General features: G+C 34.8%; 18 protein-coding genes and 1 tRNA gene. 9 read left to right on the top strand and 10 right to left on the bottom strand.

Annotation, left to right across the window (positions count from 1 at the left end; all coding sequences use genetic code 11):
• Positions 1-368 precede the first annotated feature (368 nt).
• The 3 genes from rpiB to ES677_RS04520 are packed head-to-tail and all read left to right on the top strand — an operon-like array spanning position 369 to position 2,165.
• Positions 369-806, top strand: a complete 438-nt coding sequence (gene rpiB / locus ES677_RS04530) for a ribose 5-phosphate isomerase B (protein WP_148380552.1) — start codon at positions 369-371, stop codon at positions 804-806.
• A 1-nt stretch (position 807) separates the two neighbouring features.
• Positions 808-1,713, top strand: coding sequence for a cation diffusion facilitator family transporter (locus tag ES677_RS04525; protein WP_148380551.1), 906 nt, complete (start codon positions 808-810; stop codon positions 1,711-1,713).
• Positions 1,714-1,718: 5 nt separating this feature from the next.
• On the top strand, positions 1,719-2,165 hold the full coding sequence (locus ES677_RS04520) for a GNAT family N-acetyltransferase (protein ID WP_148369841.1): 447 nt from the start codon (positions 1,719-1,721) through the stop codon (positions 2,163-2,165).
• On the opposite strand, the gene ES677_RS04515 is transcribed toward ES677_RS04520, so the two are convergent.
• The 7 genes from ES677_RS04515 to ES677_RS04485 form a co-directional block, all read right to left on the bottom strand.
• Entirely contained in the window at positions 2,166-3,038 is an 873-nt protein-coding gene (locus tag ES677_RS04515; RefSeq protein WP_148380550.1) for an OmpA family protein, read from the bottom strand.
• Positions 3,039-3,066: 28 nt separating this feature from the next.
• Positions 3,067-4,710, bottom strand: coding sequence for a S41 family peptidase (locus ES677_RS04510; protein ID WP_148380549.1), 1,644 nt, complete (start codon positions 4,708-4,710; stop codon positions 3,067-3,069).
• Positions 4,707-5,534, bottom strand: coding sequence for a DUF4349 domain-containing protein (locus ES677_RS04505; RefSeq protein ID WP_148380548.1), 828 nt, complete (start codon positions 5,532-5,534; stop codon positions 4,707-4,709). The genes ES677_RS04510 and ES677_RS04505 overlap by 4 nt, the downstream gene beginning before the upstream one ends.
• 10 nt (positions 5,535-5,544) lie before the next feature.
• The gene (gene rnpA, locus ES677_RS04500) at positions 5,545-5,907 is read right to left on the bottom strand and encodes a ribonuclease P protein component (protein WP_148380547.1); all 363 of its coding nucleotides are present in this window, start codon (positions 5,905-5,907) and stop codon (positions 5,545-5,547) included.
• An 85-nt stretch (positions 5,908-5,992) separates the two neighbouring features.
• Positions 5,993-7,867, bottom strand: a complete 1,875-nt coding sequence (locus ES677_RS04495; protein ID WP_148380546.1) for a M1 family metallopeptidase — start codon at positions 7,865-7,867, stop codon at positions 5,993-5,995.
• Positions 7,868-7,935: 68 nt separating this feature from the next.
• Complete coding sequence (locus ES677_RS04490; protein WP_148380545.1) at positions 7,936-9,546, bottom strand: S8 family peptidase; 1,611 nt, start codon at positions 9,544-9,546, stop codon at positions 7,936-7,938.
• A 23-nt stretch (positions 9,547-9,569) separates the two neighbouring features.
• Complete coding sequence (locus ES677_RS04485; protein ID WP_148369834.1) at positions 9,570-10,430, bottom strand: MBL fold metallo-hydrolase; 861 nt, start codon at positions 10,428-10,430, stop codon at positions 9,570-9,572.
• A gap of 262 nt (positions 10,431-10,692) precedes the next feature.
• On the opposite strand from ES677_RS04485, the gene ES677_RS04480 reads away from it, so the two are divergent.
• Positions 10,693-12,540 carry a cation:proton antiporter gene (locus ES677_RS04480; RefSeq protein ID WP_148380544.1) on the top strand — a complete coding sequence of 616 codons (1,848 nt, stop codon included), beginning with the start codon at positions 10,693-10,695 and terminating at the stop codon, positions 12,538-12,540.
• A 68-nt stretch (positions 12,541-12,608) separates the two neighbouring features.
• Here the strand turns inward: ES677_RS04480 and lepA are convergent, their stop codons facing one another.
• On the bottom strand, positions 12,609-14,405 hold the full coding sequence (gene lepA, locus ES677_RS04475) for a translation elongation factor 4 (RefSeq protein ID WP_148369832.1): 1,797 nt from the start codon (positions 14,403-14,405) through the stop codon (positions 12,609-12,611).
• Positions 14,406-14,568: 163 nt separating this feature from the next.
• Here lepA and ES677_RS04470 point away from each other — a divergent pair, with 163 nt between their 5' ends.
• Both ES677_RS04470 and dusB read left to right on the top strand, forming a co-directional pair.
• Positions 14,569-16,992: a TonB-dependent receptor domain-containing protein gene (locus tag ES677_RS04470; protein ID WP_148380543.1), complete on the top strand. Its 2,424-nt coding sequence runs from the start codon at positions 14,569-14,571 to the stop codon at positions 16,990-16,992.
• 275 nt (positions 16,993-17,267) lie between these two features.
• On the top strand, positions 17,268-18,263 hold the full coding sequence (gene dusB / locus ES677_RS04465) for a tRNA dihydrouridine synthase DusB (RefSeq protein WP_148369830.1): 996 nt from the start codon (positions 17,268-17,270) through the stop codon (positions 18,261-18,263).
• A 234-nt stretch (positions 18,264-18,497) separates the two neighbouring features.
• Here the strand turns inward: dusB and ES677_RS04460 are convergent, their stop codons facing one another.
• On the bottom strand, positions 18,498-19,703 hold the full coding sequence (locus ES677_RS04460; RefSeq protein ID WP_148369829.1) for an ABC transporter permease: 1,206 nt from the start codon (positions 19,701-19,703) through the stop codon (positions 18,498-18,500).
• A gap of 55 nt (positions 19,704-19,758) precedes the next feature.
• On the bottom strand, positions 19,759-20,154 hold the full coding sequence (rbfA, locus tag ES677_RS04455; RefSeq protein ID WP_148369828.1) for a 30S ribosome-binding factor RbfA: 396 nt from the start codon (positions 20,152-20,154) through the stop codon (positions 19,759-19,761).
• A gap of 242 nt (positions 20,155-20,396) precedes the next feature.
• Between rbfA and mce the strand changes: the two genes are divergently transcribed.
• The 3 genes from mce (at position 20,397) to ES677_RS04440 (ending at position 21,356) form a co-directional block, all read left to right on the top strand.
• Entirely contained in the window at positions 20,397-20,801 is a 405-nt protein-coding gene (gene mce, locus ES677_RS04450) for a methylmalonyl-CoA epimerase (protein WP_148380542.1), read from the top strand.
• 61 nt (positions 20,802-20,862) lie between these two features.
• A tRNA-Ile gene (locus ES677_RS04445) sits at positions 20,863-20,936 on the top strand.
• A gap of 159 nt (positions 20,937-21,095) precedes the next feature.
• The gene (locus ES677_RS04440) at positions 21,096-21,356 is read left to right on the top strand and encodes a hypothetical protein (RefSeq protein WP_148380541.1); all 261 of its coding nucleotides are present in this window, start codon (positions 21,096-21,098) and stop codon (positions 21,354-21,356) included.
• The last annotated feature ends 115 nt before the right edge of the window (positions 21,357-21,471 follow it).

Genomic DNA, 21,471 nt, shown 5'->3' with positions numbered 1-21,471 from the left:
TTCATAACTACAATCCCCTTGTTTGTTTTAATAAGTATTAATTTTTTTGATGTTTGTATGTGTACTTTTTTAATGGATAATTATTCTAAAAAAAGTAGCTAACTTTTTTGGTACTCTCATGTTGATTTTGGTTTGTAAAATTTTTGGTAGAAACCTAATTAAAGTTATCACAAACCATCGCAAGATATTAACAAGTAATGAATACTAAAAGCAGGAGAAGTTAACAATGGTTTATTTTTGTTAATAACCCCACTGTTACACCGTAATTTGTAACCGTATTAAAAGTTAGCCCTTTTAAACAGCACTTTTAATAATCTATATAGTAACTTTATAGGCTTAAAAAACAATAACCCTTAACATTTAATATAATGACTATTTCAATTGGAAATGACCACGCCGGTACAGACTATAAATTTGCGGTTATTAAGCATTTAGAAGCGAAAGGTTACACGGTTACTAATTATGGTACAGATGCTAACGATAGTGTCGATTATCCAGATTTTGTACATCCCGTCGCTCTAGATATTAATAATAAGACAGTAGATTTCGGTATTTTAATTTGTGGTAGTGCCAATGGGGTTGCTATTACTGCCAACAAATACCAACACGTTCGCGCTGGCATTTGCTGGATTAACGAGATTACAGCATTAACGCGTCAGCATAACGATGCTAATGTTATGTGTATTCCTGCGCGTTATACTGCTATACAACAAGTATTAACGATGGTAGATACGTTCTTAGATACTAAATTTGAAGGGGGTAGACACCAAAACAGAGTAGATAAAATACCTGCTTCTTCTTGTTAATATGAATGATTTGCACAAACAGACGCTTCCGCCCTTAAAAGGAAACAATCTTTTAATTTCTATAGTTTTAAATATAGTAATTACTGTCGCCCAAGTAGTCGGTGGTTTGGTGTCTGGAAGTTTAAGTTTATTAAGCGATGCTTTACATAATTTTAGCGATGTTTTATCGCTAATAGTAAGTTATGTGGCAACAAAATTATCACGACAAAAAGCCTCGATAGATAAAACTTTTGGGTACAAAAGAGCCGAAATAGTCGCTGCGTTTATTAATGCGTTTACCTTAATAATAGTCGCTATCTTGTTAATAATAGAAGCCATAAAACGTTTTAAGGTTCCCGAGGTTATTGGTACAGATTTAGTGATTTGGTTATCTATTTTAGGCATTTTAGCTAACGGATTGAGTGTTTTGCTTTTAAAAAAAGATGCTAAACATAATATTAATATGCGTAGTGCCTATTTTCACTTATTAACAGATATGTTAGCAAGTGTAGCGGTTTTAATTGGCGGCCTTTTAATGAAGTATTTTCAGTTGTATTGGATAGATAGCGCGCTCACTTTTTTAATTGCTTTATATCTTATTTGGGTAGGTTTTGGTTTACTAAAAACCTCTACAAAAATGTTGATGTTGTTTACGCCAGACGATATTAATATAAAGGACGTTGTTAACGCCGTTAATAGCTTACCAAAAGCAAAGAAACTCCACCACATTCATATTTGGCATTTAAGTGATAGTGAATTACATTTGGAAGCGCATTTAGATTTAGAAGAAGATATTTCAACGTCGGAATTTAATGACTTATTGAATCGGATTGAAAAACTTTTATTCGACCAATTTAATATCAATCACATTACGATTCAACCAGAATATAATAAGGAAGATCCTAAAGAAATTATTGTTCAAGATTAATTATTATGATTAAAATTCAAGTACAACCTTTTAGTGCATTAACAACTACCCAGCTCTACTCTATTTTACAATTGCGAAGTGAAGTTTTTGTTGTAGAGCAAGATTGCGTCTACCAAGATATTGATGGAAAAGATGATAAGGCGTTACATATTATTGGTTATAAAGACGATAAAATTGTAGCTTACACGCGTGTTTTTGCGCCGGGCGATTATTTCGAATTAGCCAGTATTGGTCGTGTTGTAGTGGTAAAATCGGAAAGAAAACATAGCTATGGTTACGATATTATGACGGCTTCTATTACCGCTTTACACAGTCATTTCAAAACGTCTCATATTCATATTTCGGCACAATGTTACCTCAAAAAATTCTATAATACTCTAGGATTTAAAGCAACGGGAAAAGAGTATTTAGAAGATGGTATCCCGCATATGGAAATGATTTATAAGCAATAATTAGTTTTTATTTTTAGCCACATAAGTGATTATAATCTCTACACGACGATCGAATTTTGGAGCGCCACCCAATGGAAATTTCCGTCGTAAGCCAACGTATTTCATACGTCTTTTATCTACTCCTTTTCTAGCTAAATAGTCGTAAATATAATGTGCTCTAGCGACTGATAAATTGCGTTTCTTCGTTTTTTTATCGATAGCATCTCTACTCATTTGTGTACAGCAGACGTGTCCTTGAATGGTAAAGTAAACGGTATCGTGCTTTACTAAAATTTTAGCTATATTCTCTAAGGTTTTACGAGATTCAGTGGTGATATAACTATAATTGGTTTTAAAATAAATTTTGTCCAAACGTATTTTATCGCCTTTTTTAAGCGTTCCATTCGTTAAATCTTCAATTGTTTTTTCAAGTGTATTTCCCGGCTTTTCTTCCGCTTCAGTAGTTTTATTTTTGCGCTCTTTTTTTTCTGGTAGTTTAGGAGATACTATAATTTCTACTTTTCGGTTTAAACCTCTAATTTTGTTAATTTCATTCTCATTTAGCACCTTTAAAAGTATAATCCCCTTGCCATCAACATTTGTTATTAAATCGGGGTATATGCCATAACCAGCAAACATTTCTTTAATAGCATCGGCGCGATTCTGAGAGAGATCTAAATTGTAAGCACGCGTACCTCTATCGTCTGTAAAACCGTAAATAGAAACTTTGCCAATGTCTACCGAATCTAATTCTGATATAAATAGTAAGAGTCTATTTTCTTCGGTTAAAGGCACATTGTATTTATCGGTATCGAAGTAGACATCGTGTGTAATTTCATTTTGAGAATACACGCTAATCGTTACTAAAAATAGTATAAATAAGACCTTATTCATAATTCGTTTTTACCGTTATACGTATTTTTTATTTTAAATAGTTATTGTATTTAGAAGTGTTATTTAAAATTTCAGTAGCTTTTTTAATTTGGTCATTATGCACTTTATAGTACTCGTATAAACCTTCTCTATATACATAACGCTTAACGATTTCGTCTGTTAATAAGTTTAATAATTGTGGTTTATTTTCGTCTAAAGCATCTTGTTTATATTGGTTTAAATTGGCAATAAGTGTGTTGTAATCTTTCTTAATATTATCTGTTAGATTTTCTGTTTTTGAAATCTCAAAGGCTTTTGCAAACGATTTTTCAGTTTCAGTTTCAAAAGAGAAATTAGTATCTTTTAGGTAGTTTTTAAAGTTTTTGAAGTCGGCATCCGTCAATTTAAAATCTGATATCTCTTTGACAGGATGGCTGTAGTAATATAAGGTCGCAAAATCGAAAATACTCTGTGTATTTAAAATAGCATTAGTAATAGCAGAATTTTTAGAATGTTCTAAAATTTCATCAGGAAATACACCACCACCATCGTACACTTTTCTACCATTTTTAGTTTTAAAAGCATTATAATCTTTTTGTTTAACACGTACAGCGTTACCATTATCGTCTTTATTCCAGTAATCTAAAGCCTGTATACAACGTCCGGACGGCGTGTAATAGCGAGAAATAGTAAGTTTAATCTGAGTGCCGTAAGTAAGTTTTTTTGGACGTTGTACTAAGCCTTTTCCAAAACTTCTAGACCCTACAATAACCGCGCGATCTAAATCTTGAAGCGTTCCTGCAACAATCTCACTCGCCGAAGCACTTTTACCGTTAATTAAAACAACTAAAGGGATTTCGGTGTCTATAGGTTCACTTTTGGTATAGTACGTTCGGTTATATTTTTTAACTTTAGATTTTGTACTCACTACGAGTTGCTCTTTGGGCACAAACAAGTTAACGACCGAAACAGCTTCTCGCAGTAAACCACCAGGATTACTGCGTAAATCTAGAATAATAGTTTCCGCCCCTTGCGCTTTTAAATCCTTTAGGGCATAGCTGGTTTGTGAAGCCGCTTTAGTATTAAACTTTTTTAAGACGATATAGCCTGTTTTCTCATCGATCATAGAAAAATGCGGTACGGCATCAATCTCAATCTCAGAGCGTTTTATAGCCGTTGTTTTGCTTTTTCCTTGGCGTACATAGGTAATTTGTAAACTCGAATTAGGAGCGCCTTTAAGAAGGTTTGATGCGTCGTCGTCGTAATCTTTAACAGCAACCCCTTCTACAATAGTAATTTCGTCTCCAGCTTTTAAGCCTGCAAGATCGGCTGGGTAGCCTTTATACGGTTCAATGACCAATAATTTATCTTTAAATGTTTTTATACTCGCGCCAACACCCGTGTAATCGCCAGTTTGTTTTATCCGTGCCGCTTCAACATCTTGTTCGTTATAAAATATGGTATACGGATCGAGTTCTGTTAGCATACTTTTAATGGCATTATCCATTAAATCGGCCGGATTGGTTTTATCGACATAATTCATATTCAGTTCTTTAAAAAGCGTCGTAAATATTTCTATTTGTTTTGCGATTTCAAAGAAATCTCCTTGATACGTTTTAAAGGCAGTTGTTCCTAAAAATAAGCCAAGCGCAACGATTGGGATAAGAATTTTTCGTTTTAAATGTGTTTTCATTTTTTACTTTTTTTATGTAACCATCGTTTAAAAAAGAAGCTAGAAATACCAATAACTATTATAAAAGGCCAGAGTTGTAATACACCTAACATAAATAAAGATAAGCTATTAAAACCAGATTTTATGGCCAGCCACATTTTAGAACCATACGATTCGGTCACCTTACTTTCTACGATGGTTTTGTAAAATACAATGCGAATTGTGCTTAAGGATACTTTGTGACTTAAATATTTTAAACGACCTTGAGTCGCTTCAATGTCTTCTCTAATGTTTGATAATTCTTTTTCAATTTCAAGCATTTCGATCACTGTATTTGCTTTTGAAAGCAATTTTAAATAGCGAACTTCTAGTGCTTTTTTAGCTTTTAAACGCGCTTCAATATCTATAAATTCTTCGGTGACATCTTTTGAAGACATACGTTTTGTATCGAAATAGTTTACCGATTGGCTTATAGAGTCTATTGTGGTCTGAAAATGTGTATTGGGCACTCTAATAATAAGGCTACGCGTAATTCTATTGTAATTCTTTGAAGCGGTATCATCTTGAATGTAGCCTTTATTTTCTGTTATAAAACGCGTTATTTGTGCGTAAGTTTGGTCTAAATCTTTAGTTTCGAATTCTAAATAAGATTCTTTAATTAATTTTTGATCTGTTTTATAATCAGTGTCTTTCGTCGTATTATTTTGGAATGTAGGGAACTCAGATTCTTCAGCTATTTCTTGAATTTCATAACTCTCGTTGTAAGATTCTGTGTCGCTTATAGATTTATTTTGCGAACAGGCTAAGGGTAGAACAAGGACAAATAAATAAATAAGCATTTTCATAATACAGAAGTTATTGCGTTAAAAACTTAGTAAATAGTGCTTTCATTTTAGTCTCTAGAAACCTAAAATCGGGCATATCTTTACTAGTATATAAAATCATAAACGAATAGTTCTCGACGTTGTTGTTAAGCAGCATATTTTTATTGAGACGGTAGGCCTCTCGCAGTAAGCGTTTTATTCGAATACGATCTACGGCGCGTTTAAAATTTCGTTTACTAACAGAAACACCAGCTTTTAAGTTCGTATCTGTTTTTAAATACACCAATCGCAAAGGGTATGCCGAAACCGATTTACCTTCTGTAAATAATTGCTCTATAGCTTTTTGGCTCTTTAATTTTTCGGCCTTATTGTACGTGTATCTTTCTTTTTCCATGGGAGACCAAAGGTAATAATGCTGAGCTAATAAAAAAACCCCATCGTACAGATGAGGTTTTTTAATTTAAATAGGTTATTACGTCTTATTTTGTATTATTACTTCTGTTAACATCGGCCATTAATCCTTTAGGATCTATAACGACAGCTTTTACTGCTTTTTTAGTGGTAAACGTATAGTTTGGGTGTGCCCAAGACCAGTCGTTAATAATAGTTGCAGTCGTTGGTTTTTCACCTCTCATCATTTGTAAGGGGATATAAAAGGCTTCGGTGGTGCCATCAGTATACGTTACATTAAGGTCTAAAGGCATCGGCATTAACCCAATACGCTCTAAGCTTACGGTATTGTTGTTAATGGTTTTAACGCCATAGTCTATAGAATTTGTTGTTTTGGTCCAATCGGTTAAATACCATCCTAAATGTAAACCAGAAACTTTTTCGGCAACACGAATAAAATCGTTTGGAGTGGGGTGTTTAAAAGCCCAATCTATATAATACTGTTTTAACGTGGTTTTTAAGTGTTCTTCACTAATAACATATCCTAATTGCGATAAGAATACGGCCCCTTTATTATAAGCAGCTATACCGTAAGCAAGGTTGGTCTCAAAACGATCTGAATGTGTTGATTGTGGTTTTTCTTTCCCAGATTTTGCTAAGTAATTATACCCTTGGTATGCGCTTTCTATGGGGTTTTCGCGAGGTGTATTATTTATCGCGTCTACAGCAAATTCACTAATATAGCTTGTAAAACCTTCGTCCATCCACTCGTGTTTACTTTCGTTGGTTGCTAATAAAAACTGAAACCAAGTATGTGCCAATTCGTGTGCTGTTACGCCTACTAAGCTACCAAATTTTCGCTCTCCTGTAATTAAAGTCGACATAGCGTACTCCATACCACCATCGCCTCCTTGTATTACAGAATATTGCTTATAAGGATACTTACCTATAGTTTCGCTGTAATAAGTCATTAAACTAGCTGTTTTTGGCTGAAGTTTTTTCCAGTTCTCTTTAATCTCTGGGTTGTTTTTATATAAGAAGTGTAATAATGGACCGTTCTCTACTTGTAGGGTATCGTGACTATATTCAGGATCGGCAGCCCACGTGAAATCGTGTACATTTGGTGCCACAAAATGCCACGTTAATTTATCTGTATTTGGTCTGTTCACCGTACCATTTTCGTAACCATAACCAATTTGATTTGGATTTTGAAGGTATCCTGTTCCACCAACAATGTAGTTTCTATCGATTGTTAATTTAAGATCGAAATCTCCCCATACCCCGTGAAACTCTCTTCCAATGTAAGGATCTGCGTGCCACCCTTCAAAATCGTATTCTGCTAATTTAGGATACCATTGTGTCATAGATAGCGCGACACCTTCTGCACTATTACGGCCAGAACGGCGTATTTGTACCGGTACTTGCGCATTAAAAACCATATCTAATGTAGTGCTGTCTCCCGGTTGAATAGGTTGCGCTAAAGTAACCTCAAGGACAGTTCCAGCGACGTTGTACTGTATTGCTTTTCCGTCTTGTTTTAGGTCGGTAACTTTAATAAAACCAATTTCGTTAGGTTTTAATTTACTAATTCTACTTTCGTAAATAGGGTTGTCTTTCGTTCCTAAGTTATTGGTCATTCTACCATCTGGATCGTCAATACTTTGTAAACGTGCATCCATATCACTACCCGGTTGAAAGGCGTTAAAAAACAAATGATAGTACACTTTTTTTAACACTTCTGGAGAATTGTTAGTGTACACTAAGTTTTGTTTTCCATTGTATTGATAGTTGTTAACATCCATATCAATTTCCATTTTATAATCGACGTGTTGTTGCCAATACGTTGATGTTGCAGGTTGAGATGGTAGAGGTGAAACGTTTGCTGAAGCGCTAACCTCTTGTGACGATTTACAAGACATTAAAGCTAATGACAAAGCGATACCGAATAAAAAATAGTTTTTCATTGTGTAAAGTTTAGGTATAAAAAAGCCTCAATATAATGATATTGAGGCTTTTTATATAGAATTAATAATTATTTAGATAATTGTGATGCCATGATTAAAGCATTATAAGTATTTACCATTTTTTTAGATTTTGACACTTCAGAAAAAGGTCTGATATCTTTTGCATCTCCACCAACAATTACTTTTGAAGGCACAGCTAAACCAGAATCCATAATGATTTGTTTTACCTGAGCAGCAGTTAATTTTGGATATTGAGACCACACTAATGCAGCAACACCAGCAACAGCAGGAGCAGCCATAGACGTTCCTCCTTTAGTATCGTATTCATTTTCTGGAGTTGTAGAGTAAATTTTTGCGCCTGGAGCAAAAACATCTACATTTTGTTTACCGTAGTTAGAGAAACCAGCAAGAATGTTAGTTCCATATTCTGGAGCTAAAGCACCTACTCTAATGTATGTATTACTAATTTCTACGAAATCTACATTATCGTCTGGGAAGTTAGGTTCTGTATCTACATCTTTACCATCGTTACCAGCAGCGTGAACAAAAATCACGTCGTTATCGCTAGCATATCTAATAGCATCTCTTACCCATTGTGCATGCGGAGAGAAACTTTTACCAAAACTACCGTTAATAACTTTTGCACCGTTATCTACGGCGTAACGAATAGCTTTAGCAATATCTTTATCGTACTCATCTCCATTAGGAACCGCACGAACACTCATAAGTTCTACATTGTTAGCAACACCATTGGCTCCTAAACCGTTGTTGCGTTCTGCAGCAATAATACCTGCAACGTGCGTACCGTGGCTTTCAGATTTTTTAACTGGTATAACGTTTCCGTTTCCATAACCTGGCTTGTCGTTAAAATCGTTAGGATTATCTCCTGTTACTCTTCCGTTGAAGTCTTTATTAAGGTTAAAGTTTACTTGGTCTGTAAAGTATTCTACACCTCCTTTAATTTGTTTTTTACTCTCTACTAAAGATGTCATTCCATTAGCATAGAAAAACTTTGCCGATTTTACTGCTTCAGCTAATTCGGTATTATCCGTTTCGATTGCGTTTACTTGTTCCGGTGTGTACTCTTCAGAGTTAAAGTGTTTTGTTAATGCGTCATGTGCTTCAGACACTTTTTGGTAAATTTGGTCGTAACGCTCCTTTCCACTTAAAGCAGATTTATAATCTTCTTCATATTTAGCTAAAGCTTCTTGGTATCTTGGTGCGCTAGTGTTACCACTTCCCACTAAACGAATATATTCTAATTGCTCATCGTAACCATCACCTAAGAAGTTCCATCCGTGGATATCATCGACATAACCATTCTTATCATCATCGATTCCGTTTCCTGGAATTTCTTTTTTATTAGTCCATAGTACACCGTTTAAATCTTCGTGGTTAATATCGATACCAGAATCGATAACAGCAACGATTATAGTTTTTCCTTTTTTACCCTTAATTATTTCAGAATAGGCCTTATCAACACTCATTCCAGGAATAGTATCGGTAACTAAATCTAAGTGACCCCAATTTTGTTTTTCAGCAAGTGTAAGTTCTGTTTCTTTTATTGGTGTATTATCTATGTTTGCGATAGGTGTTGATAAAATCGCAGACCCACCACAACTTGATAATAATACTGCGGCAAATGCAGATAAAATAAGTGTTTTGTTAATCAATTTCATAAGAGTATTCGTTTTGTTTTAAGTTAATTTAATAGTGAATCGCAAGTAAAGGTTTCGTTTAACCGTACTCCTTTTTCGGTATGTTTTACTGTAATAATTTCGTTATGTGCATCGTGCTCCAAAAATAAGTAATAATTATTATCTGCTGCCAGATTCAAGAATTTTTCTTTTTCATCTAACGTAAGCAAAGGTCTTGTATCGTAACCCATTACAAAAGGGAGAGGTAGGTGGCCTACAGTAGGTAACAAATCGGCCATAAAACAGATTTTTTTCCCTTTGTAGTTTATAATAGGAATCATTTGCTTATCAGTATGTCCATTAGCAAAAAAGATATCGAAACCTAAGTCTGATTGTTCTAAGAAATCCGTTTCTGGAAGTGCTGTAAATTTAAGTTGACCACTGTCTTGCATTGGTAAAATATTTTCCTTTAAAAAAGAAGCCACTTCTCGCCTATTGGGTTTTGTTGCCCAGTCCCAATGTTCATTATTACTCCAAAAGTGAGCATTTTTAAAAGCAGGTTCTAAAAGCGTTCTGTCGGCATTCCATTTTACACAGCCACCACAATGGTCGAAGTGTAAATGCGTCATAAAAACATCCGTAATATCATCGCGATGGAAACCATATTTGGCTAAAGATTTATCGATACTATCATCTCCCCAAAGGTTATAATGGCTAAAAAACTTATCGCTTTGCTTGTTACCCATTCCAGTATCAATGAGAATTAAGCGTTTGCCATCTTCAATTAATAAACAGCGTGCGGCAATATCTATCATATTATTAGCATCTGCCGGATTAGTTCTTGACCACAGTGATTTTGGTACAACGCCAAACATTGCGCCACCATCTAACTTAAATTTTCCTGCTTGTATTGGATATAATTTCATATAGCATGCAAAATAACAAATATGTCTTACATGCTAACAGACGTTAAGATTTTATTAAGAAACTTGTTTAATTGCCCTGCGAAGGGATATACCGTTGTACAATACGCCTGTATTTTTATTTATAATAACAGAAAAAATAAGTGTATAAAGCAACCATTTAAACGTTTAGACAGGGTTTATGGCTTCTGTATTGCATGTATTTACCAAAAAATTAATGCTACCTTAAAAATTAAATTATTAATTTCACCCCAAAATATTAAAGATGGTAGAATTAGGAGGGATAATTATTTTAGGAATATTGGCACAATGGGTGGCATGGAAATTTAAAATACCAGCAATTTTACCTTTAATCCTTATAGGATTATTAGTGGGGCCTATAGCTGCAGAATTTTTATCTTCTGATGGCACAAAGTGGATAGAACCTATTTGGACAGGTAACAAAGGGCTTTTCCCGGGAGAGAGTTTATTCTATTTTGTTTCGTTAGCCATTAGTATTATTCTTTTTGAAGGGGGATTAACCCTACGAATGGGAGAAATTAAAAACGTAGGCCCCGTGATTACCAAACTTATTTCTATTGGATCGTTGGTTACCTTTTTTGGTGCGGCGGTTTCGGCTTTCTTCATCTTTAATTTATCGTGGGAGATTTCCTTTTTATTCGCCGGACTTATAATTGTAACGGGTCCAACGGTAATTACTCCTATTTTAAGGAATATACCTTTAAAGAAAGACGTTTCGGCGGTGTTAAAATGGGAAGGTATTTTAATTGATCCCATTGGAGCCTTAGTGGCCGTATTGGTATTTGAATTTATTTCAGTCGATGGTGGTGGTGAATTTACCAAAACCGCTTTCGTGGAGTTTGGTAAAATCGTTCTTTTTGGTTCTACATTTGGTTACACCTTTGCTCATGCACTTAATTTTATTATAAATAGACAATGGGTGCCACATTATTTATTAAATGTGTTCGCTTTAGCTTCCGTTTTAGCTGTTTTTATTTTATCGGATGTTTTTGCACACGAATCGGGGCTGTTAGCCGTAGTTATTATGGGAATGGTGCTAGGTAATTCGAAATCTGCCTACTTAAAAGAACTGTTATACTTTAAAGAATCGCTAAGTGTTTTATTAATTTCAATCTTATTTATTCTATTGGCTGCCAATATAAATATGGAAGACTTATACCTTATTTACAGATGGGAAACCTTAGCATTATTTAGCATTATAGTTTTTGTTATTAGACCAGTAGGTGTGTTTTTAAGTACCTATGGCTCATCGTTAAAACTTAACGAAAAACTTTTTATAAGTTGGGTTGGGCCACGTGGTATTGTTGCGGCAGGAATTGCCTCTTTATTTGGTTTAAAATTAGCAAAAGATGGTGTGGCTTATGCCGAATATATTACGCCATTAGTCTTTGTAATTGTATTAGGAACCGTACTCTTAAACGCGACAACAGCGCGACTATTTGCTAAAATGGTTGGTGTGTTTTTAAATGATTCTCGTGGTATTTTAATTATAGGTGCTTCAAAAGTGTCGCGATTATTAGGGCATTATTTAGAAACTAACGGAAGGCACGTTGTGTTAATTGATAGTAATCCGTCAAATATTGCAAAAGCTAAGGAATTAGGTTTAGAAGCCATTACCACTAATATTTACTCTGATAATTTGGGTGACAATATTGAATTAAATGATATTGGTTATATAATGGCCTTAACAGCAAGTGCTGAAATTAATAAATATGCCATTAGTAAATTCTCTAGACAGTTTGGAGAAAACGGTGCGTTTAGATTGTTAACTATCGATGAGCTGAAAGACGACGGCAATAACCCCAAAGAAGGTTTGTTTTCTCATTCGGACGATTATAACACCTTAACAAACGTAACCCGTAAATACCCAAGCATTCAAGAGATTGAATTGAAAGATCAGGCACATTACGAAAGCTTAATTGAGATTACCAATACAAATAAAGATATTATTCCTTTGTTTATAAAAGACGGCAAAGGCGAATTGCAGATTATCTGTTCAGACAATAAAAAGATGGCAATTGAAAGCCCAGATTGGTATTTAGTATACCTAGGGAAACCGTTTGATGTCGAAAATACAGAGACAGTGCAATAAAATGAAGTCATAAAAAAAGGCTCTATTTGTAAAATAGAGCCTTTTTTTATAACTAAACCAGGTATTAATTAATCATTTAATTTTAGTACCGCCATAAATGCTTCCTGAGGGATTTCTACGTTACCCACTTGGCGCATACGTTTCTTTCCTTTTTTCTGCTTTTCTAATAACTTACGTTTACGAGAAATATCTCCACCATAACATTTTGCCGTTACATCTTTCCGTAGGGCTTTAATAGTTTCTCGAGAGATAATTTTAGCACCAATAGCAGCCTGAATAGGAATATCAAACTGTTGTCTCGGAATTAATTCTTTTAGCTTTTCACACATTTTCTTACCAATATGCTGTGCATTATCGGCGTGAATTAGTGCTGAAAGTGCATCTACAGATTGTGCGTTTAGTAAGATATCTACACGAACTAATTTAGAAATACGCATACCAATTGGAGAATAATCGAAAGAGGCATACCCTTTAGACACTGTTTTTAAACGGTCGTAAAAATCAAATACAATTTCGGCAAGTGGCATATCGAACGATAATTCGACACGCTCGGTAGTTAAATACGTTTGATGAGTAATAACACCACGTTTTTCAATACATAACGACATTACGTTACCAACAAAGTCGGCTTTAGTAATAATGGATGCTTTAATATACGGTTCTTCAACACGATCTAATCCAGAAGGATCTGGTAAATCTGTGGGGTTGTTTACTATAATAGCAATGTCTGGATCTTTTCTAGTAAAGGCGTTGTAACTTACGTTGGGTACGGTTGTAATTACCGTCATATTAAACTCACGCTCTAAACGTTCTTGGATAATTTCCATATGCAACATTCCTAAGAATCCACAACGGAAACCAAAGCCTAAGGCGGCAGAACTTTCAGGAGTAAATACTAACGAGGCATCGTTAAGTTGTAGTTTCTCCATCGAGTTTCTTAACTCCTCATAATCTTCAGTATCTACAGGGAAAATTCCAGCAAATACCATCGGTTTAACGTCTTCAAATCCTGCAATAGGATTTGTCGTTGGTGTTTTTGCATCGGTAATTGTATCACCAACTTTAACCTCTTTAGCGTCTTTAATTCCAGTAATAACATATCCTACATCGCCTGCTTTAATTTCTTTTCGAGGAAATTGTTTTAATTTTAGCGTGCCTACTTCATCTGCAAAATAATTTTTACCAGTAGCAATAAACTTAATGTTTTGACCCTTTTTAATGGATCCGTTAATCACTCTAAAATACGTTTCTACCCCTCTAAAAGGATTATACACAGAGTCGAAAATTAATGCCTGTAAAGGTTCGTCTGGATTTCCTTTTGGTGCTGGAATACGCGCGATAACTGCTTTTAAGATCGCCGCGATACCTAAGCCTGTTTTGGCACTCGCAGGAATGACATCGGAAGGGTCGCAACCTAATAAATCGACGATATCGTCTGTAACCTCTTCTGGATTGGCACTAGGTAAATCTATTTTATTTAAAACGGGAATTATTTCTAAATCGTTTTCTAAAGCTAAGTATAAATTCGAAATCGTTTGTGCTTGTATACTTTGGGCCGCATCGACAATTAATAAAGCCCCTTCGCAGGCCGCAATAGATCGCGATACTTCGTAAGAGAAATCAACATGGCCAGGTGTGTCAATAAGGTTTAAAATGTAATCTTCACCTTCATACGTGTATTCCATTTGTATCGCGTGCGATTTAATAGTAATACCACGTTCTCGCTCTAGATCCATACTATCTAAAAGCTGATCTTGTTTTTCACGATCGGTAACCGTTCCAGTAAAATCAAGTAATCGATCGGCAAGGGTACTTTTACCGTGATCAATATGAGCTATAATACAAAAATTTCTAATGTTCTTCATAATCTAAAATGTTCACTTTAACAGCGATTGTTGCAAATATAAAGTATTTATTGTGCTTTTCTTTACTTTCTTTATTCTATTGCATACTACTAATAATTACCGCGTTTCGGGTTATATAAGTTCTAAAACATTGGTATATTGCGGTTCAATAAAACAATAATTTTTGAAGCAATTAATAAAAATCGCTATTTTGTTTGCCTCGGTAAATGTCTTAGCCCAAGCAGATTTTAGTATCTCAGGAAAAATCGTAGATGCGCTTAACCAGCCAATAGCTTACGCCAATGTTATAGTGATGACAGCGGACTCCACACTCATTGCGGGAGTCAGTTCGACCGATAAAGGGGCGTTTAAACTCGTTAAATTGAAACAAGATACTTACGTCTTAAAAGTTTCGTTTTTAGGATTTAAAACCTATAAACAAGCGGTGGTTGTGTCGCAATCGCAAATTTTAGATACCGTTGTTTTAGAAGTAGATTCTGAAGCGCTTTCGGAAGTCGTGATTAACAATCGGAAACCCACACTAAAGAAAGAAGTGGATCGGTTGGTTTTTAATATTGAAAACACGTCTTTAAGCGAGGGTACGGTGTTAAGTGCTTTAAAAAGCACACCGGGTGTTTTAATTTTAGACAATTCTATTTCAGTAAAAAATGGTACGCCATCGGTGTATATTAATAATAAAAAAGTCCACTTATCCTCTACCGAAGTGGTTCAATTGTTAGAAAGCTCCACAGCCAATACTATTCAGAAAATTGAAGTCATAACAAATCCACCTGCAAAATACGATGCAGAAAGTGGTGCCGTTATAAACATTATAATGACTAAAAATTTGATAACAGGCTATCGTGGTAAGGTGTTTACTAACTATACTCAAGGCGTTTACCCGCGTTATAACACAGGAATAAGTCAGTTTTACAAAAAGGATAATTTGGATTTTAATGTGAACTATAGTTATACCGATTCTAAAAAAGACCGCTATAATCATGAAACCATAAATTATTATGACGATGGCGCTATAGATCAGGTTTGGAATACCCAATTAGATAGAGATGAATGGTCTAAAACACATAACATTAACTTTAATATAGATTATGCGATAGATGATAATAATGAATTAAACGTATCTTCCATCGTCTTATTAAATCCGGTGTACGATAATAGAGTGTTTAGTAACGCTGTAATTACAGCTACTAATAACGACCCTCTTTACAATTATAATTCAGGCATTATATCAGACGGGGAAAAGGAAAACATCTCTTTAGATTTAGATTTTTTACATAAGTTTGATAACACAGCAACACTTAAGTTTAATGCGCATTACACGGATTACGATTATAACAGATCTCAAAACGTTCGGAGCAATTATTTTGATACTAACAATGTTTTTGGCCCTGGTTTACCCTACAATTTTCAGACGGCTTTTAATACAGATAATAGCCAAAAGACCAATATTTTTATCTCAAAACTAGATTTTAATTTACCAGTTTCTGAAACATCGACGTTTTCTTCTGGGGTGAAAATATCGAGTACTAAAACAGAGAGTAACGTGCATCAAATAAGCCTTAATCCAGAGGATAATACAGCGTTGCCGTCAAGCGCTTATTCCGATTTTTATAATTATGACGAGTCTATCGGTTCTGGTTATATCAATTTTGAGACTAGTTGGGATAACTGGAGTTTTTCAGGAGGATTGCGTGCCGAGCATACTATAAGCGAAGGCCATTCTATAACGTCTAACGCTATGGTGACTCAAGAGTATTTTGAGCTTTTTCCAACAGCTAATTTAAGTGTTGAAGCTTCAGAAAATTTAAGTTTATATTCTAATTTTAAACGCAGTTTAGAGCGCCCAAGCTACGAAACCTTAAATCCGTTTAATTTCTTTTTAAATGATAACACAATTGTCACCGGTAACCCAACGTTGCAACCCGCATTTACCAATCACTTTGTTGTAGGAACAACTGTTTCTGGAATATATACCTTTGAAGCGTATTACAAAAAAACAAAAGATAGTTTCTACGAGCTCCCTATTCAAAATAACACCGATAATATTATTGTTTACACACCAGTTAACATTGAGAATACCACGGAATATGGTTTCGATTTTGTAACCTATTTTAATGCGACTGAGCGCTGGTTTCTATATTTTGTAGCGTCAGTGTATAATATAAAGAACGAATCGGCCATTCAAAATAATGAAGTAAAGTTGGATCATTGGTCTACTTATGGCGCGTTAAACAACGATATTACTTTTTTAAAAGATAGAAGTTTAAATGCCAATCTTTCCTTTATTTTTGTTGGACGTAACTTACAGGGTTTTAGAATTTCGGAGAACATTTTAACGTCCGATTTATCCATTAAAAAAACCATTCTTAATAAAAAAGGAACCGTGTCTTTAGCGGTATCTGATATTTTTAATTTAAACGATTATGATGCGACCTTCAGGTTTAACAATCAAAACAATAGAAGCATTATAGAAGTGGATAATAGGTATGTTAAATTAGGTTTTAGTTATACATTTGGTAATACCACACTAAACACCAATGCGCGTACAAGAGAGCATAAAGAAAATGAGAGGTTAGAAAAGCAATAACTAAAGAACAGCGGGGGGAGAAGTATCGCCTATTGATATAACGTACCATACTTTATTTAAAATAACAACGATAAGCAACCGTTAGAATACTTTTATTCTAGCGGTTTTTGTACCCCGCATAACAGACGACTTTAAAATGAAAACGACTTAACGACTGTAAATACTTAAGGGAAAGCGATTAATAGAAGTGATTTATAGCTTTAAGAAGACAATAATTGTACTGTGAATGATGCGTTTACATAAAAAGATGTAATTTTGCATAAAAAACAAACGACTTGGTAAAAATAGGTAACATAGAACTTCCTAACTTTCCATTGCTTTTAGCGCCGATGGAAGACGTTAGCGATCCGCCATTTAGAGCATTATGTAAAGAACAAGGCGCCGATGTGGTGTATACCGAATTTATTTCGAGTGAAGGGTTAATTCGTGATGCCGCAAAAAGTGTAATGAAATTAGATATCTATGAAAAAGAACGCCCGGTAGGGATTCAAATTTTTGGAGCTAATTTAGAAAGTATGCTTAAAACCATAGATATTGTAGAAAAATCGCAACCCGATATTATCGACATTAACTTTGGGTGTCCCGTAAAAAAAGTCGTGTCTAAAGGGGCAGGAGCAGGTATCTTAAAAGATGTCTGTTTAATGGAGCAACTCACAGCCGAAATGGTAAAGCGTACCAATATACCGATCACCGTAAAAACACGTTTGGGCTGGGATAACGATTCCATTCGCATCCTTGAGGTGGCCGAGCGTTTGCAAGATGTTGGCTGTAAAGCTATTTCTATTCACGGTAGAACGCGAGCACAAATGTATAAAGGCGAGGCCAATTGGGCACCCATTGCTGAGGTTAAAAACAACCCTAGAATGCATATTCCTGTTTTTGGAAATGGAGATGTTACCACACCAGAACTCGCCATGAAAATGCGGGACGAATACGGTTTAGATGGTTGTATGATTGGACGCGCAAGTATTGGAAATCCTTGGTTTTTTAATCAGGTAAAGCACTATTTTAATACCGGTGAGCACTTAGCACCAATTACCATAGCCGAACGTGTAGAGGCGGCAAAACGTCACTTACAGATGGCAATAGATTGGAAGGGTGAAACGCTGGGCGTACTAGAAACTAGAAGACATTATACCAATTATTTTAAAGGTATTCCACATTTTAAAGAATACCGTACTAAAATGGTGACTAGCGACGGTGCTAAAGACGTTTTTAATGCTTTAGATGACGTTTTAAGGGATTTTTCAGAGTACCAGTTTACAGTATAACATTTTTATATGATAAATCAGCTAAAACGGATATGGGCGGTTATTGGACCTCTTTTATTTATAGGTTTGGGTCTCTATATATTAGACACATCCCAGACTCTTGCAGGTAAAATTATTGGCTGGACTAGTATTATTTTCTGGTCCGCTTTATTTTACTTTTTAGTGTATAAACTAATAAGTGCTTCTAGAAACACTACGGTTGATAACTAAAACCTGAAGAGTTGCAGTTAAAAATCAGCTGGTACGTACTAGTTTTTTAGAAATACGAACCGATGCTATTTTTGAAGCCATAATACCTAAAACAGTAATCGTTACAAAAACAATAACGACGTTTTCTAACCGAATATCCACAGGGTAGGGAAGAATAGGTGTTAGCATAACTAAAGAGAAGTTGCTTTGTAATACAATTACTAAAAGACCAATACCTAAGCCAATAATACCACCAACCAACGTCATGAGTGTGCCTTGTAAAAAGAATATACGACGGATATCGCGCACCGTAGCGCCTAAATTAAATAAGGTGTTTAAGGTGGCTTTTTTATCTAAAATCATCATAATTATAGAGCCAATAACATTAAACAGTGCGATAATTAGCACTAGCGTAAAAATTAAATACACCACCAGATTTTCTGTGTTTAGCATTTTGTAAAGGGCATCGTTAAGTTGCGCTCTATTTTTAACACTAATTTTATCTCCTAAAATGTTTTGAATTTCAGCCTTTACAGTCTCCTCATCGGCATCGGGTTGTAGTTTGAATTCGAGACTGGAAATCTGATTTTTAGAATACCCTAATAATTCCCGAGCCAAATCAATTGAAGAAAAAATATAGCTATCGTTTAGTTTTTCATTGATAAAGAAAATACCCACGTTAACCGTTTGCACTTGCTTGAAAGCGTCTTTAGTAGACGTTATTTGTCCTTTTCCAGGTTTAGGTACAAAGAGCGACACCCGTTTGCCGTAATCTAAAACACCTAACGATAAATTATTAGCAATACCACTTCCCACCACAATTTGACTCGTTTTCTGAGTCACCCAACTGCCTTGAATTATATTAGAATCCACGTTATTTACACGGTTAAATTGCTCATCGACGCCTTTTAAATACGCAGGATAAGGTTTGCCGTCAAACGATGAAAATACGCGCTCTTCAATAACTCTAGAGTACGAAGCAATGCCTGTAATGGCTTGCAATTTCGTTTCTATAGTTTCGTTAAATATAAAGGATTTACCAATGGTAGTTTCAGCCTTTAGATCGGGATCAATAAGGCTCGTATATTCTAATGTAAAATTCTTTAACCCCGCAAAGCCGGACAATACAATAAATAATGATGCGGCACCTAAAACAATACCAACTAATGCTAATAGGGTAATAAAATTGATTGCATTATTACTGCTTTTAGAGCGTAAATACCGTTTGGCTATGTATAAAGAAAAATTCATAAATTATACGCGCATATCAAGACATTGAAGAGTTAAAACCATACGTTAAAATCGTTTACGATTTTTTTCTAGATCCTAAAGAATCGGGGTCATTTATGGGGTTGTCGGTTCTTTTTAAAGATTGCTCAATTTTATCAATATGCTCTAAAGAATCGTCGATATAAAACTCTAAATGTGGCACACGGCGCAATTGGTTTTTGGTGCGTTTCGCTAATTCGTGTTTTATAAACGGTTGGTTCGAGCGGATGCCCGTTACCAATTCTTTAGCTTTATCATTCGGGAATATGCTTAAATATACCTTAGCCGATAATAAATCTGCCGTTACTTTAACTTTAGAAACCGATATAATAACCCCACGCATACCACCTTGGGTTGCAGCGCCCTGAAGGATCTCTACTAAATCTTTTTGGATCACAGATCCTATTTTTTTTTGTCTTTGACTTTCTTCCATAGTGCAAAAATAGTTGATATTTAAAGATTATCTTACTTTTGAAAGTAAAATTCGTAACCTAAGCCAATTTAACCACAAAATGTTGTATTCTTATATTTGAGTTATTTTTTTTTCAGATAAAATATAATAATAAAGCATAGCTTTAGTTACGGTTTTATAGTAGAGTTAAATTTGGGTGAAAAAGACTAAAATATAGGCGCCATTTTGTGGTTAAATAGGGAGTTATATAAATATTGTAAAGAATGAAGAAAATTGAACATATCGGTATTGCCGTTAAGAATCTTAAGGAGTCTAACGCTTTATTCGGAAAACTATTCGGAGAACCGCATTATAAAGTTGAAACTGTGGAAAGTGAAGGTGTTAACACGTCTTTTTTTCAAGTCGGTGATAATAAAATTGAATTGTTGGAAGCGTCAAAAGACGATAGCCCAATAGCCAAATTTATAGCACGTAAAGGCGAGGGGATTCATCATATTGCATTTGATGTGGACGATATTGAAGCTGAAATAATACGACTAAAAGAGGAGGGTTTTATTGTGTTAAACGACAGGCCGAAACGCGGAGCAGATAATAAATGGGTTGCTTTTTTACACCCAAAATCGTCTAACGGAGTGTTGATTGAATTGTGCCAAGAGATAAAAGAATAAAATAAAGGCCTACTATTTCTTGCTAGAAAAGAAAAGAAGTAGTAATATTGCACCCGATTTCGGTCCCATAGCTCAGTTGGTTAGAGCACCTGACTCATAATCAGGTGGTCCTTGGTTCGAGCCCAAGTGGGACCACGTTTTAGAACCCTTATATAGCTGTTTATCAGTTGTTTAAGGGTTTTTTGTTGCTTTTTTTCCCGACATTTTCCCGATAATTTTCAGATTTTCAGTCCGTTTTTAGTTTCAAAACTTGATTTTAGTTTTATTAAAATAGATTAATTTAAAATATTTAAGATGAAAAACGCAGATTTAAGAGTAAACGAGGAAAGAAATGATTCGCAAAGTGATTTGAACTTATTGAATGGAGTTAAAGGTTTTTTGAACTATGAAGATATTGAGGAATTTAAAAAACTGTTTCAAGAGATGTTTTTAATTACTATGAGAAGTGATTTTGCAGATGATACTAATTTTAGAAATGAATTAGCTACTTTTTATGATGCCCAAATGGATTTGTTCAAAGTAGCAAGCGATTTTAAGGCGCAAACAAAACCTTAATAGGGTTAAGGTTTTAAAAAAAGAGACGGTTTATATATGCCGTCTCTTTTTGGTTTTAGGTTGTTGTTTAGGTTGCTATATAGTTTTTTTTATCTAAACCACTATAAATAGGGTG

It is taken from the genome of Bizionia gelidisalsuginis, from assembly GCF_008086185.1.
GTDB lineage: Bacteria > Bacteroidota > Bacteroidia > Flavobacteriales > Flavobacteriaceae > Bizionia > Bizionia saleffrena.
The sequence above is the reverse complement of the archived record's forward strand: the minus strand, read 5'-3'. Positions and strand labels throughout refer to the sequence as shown.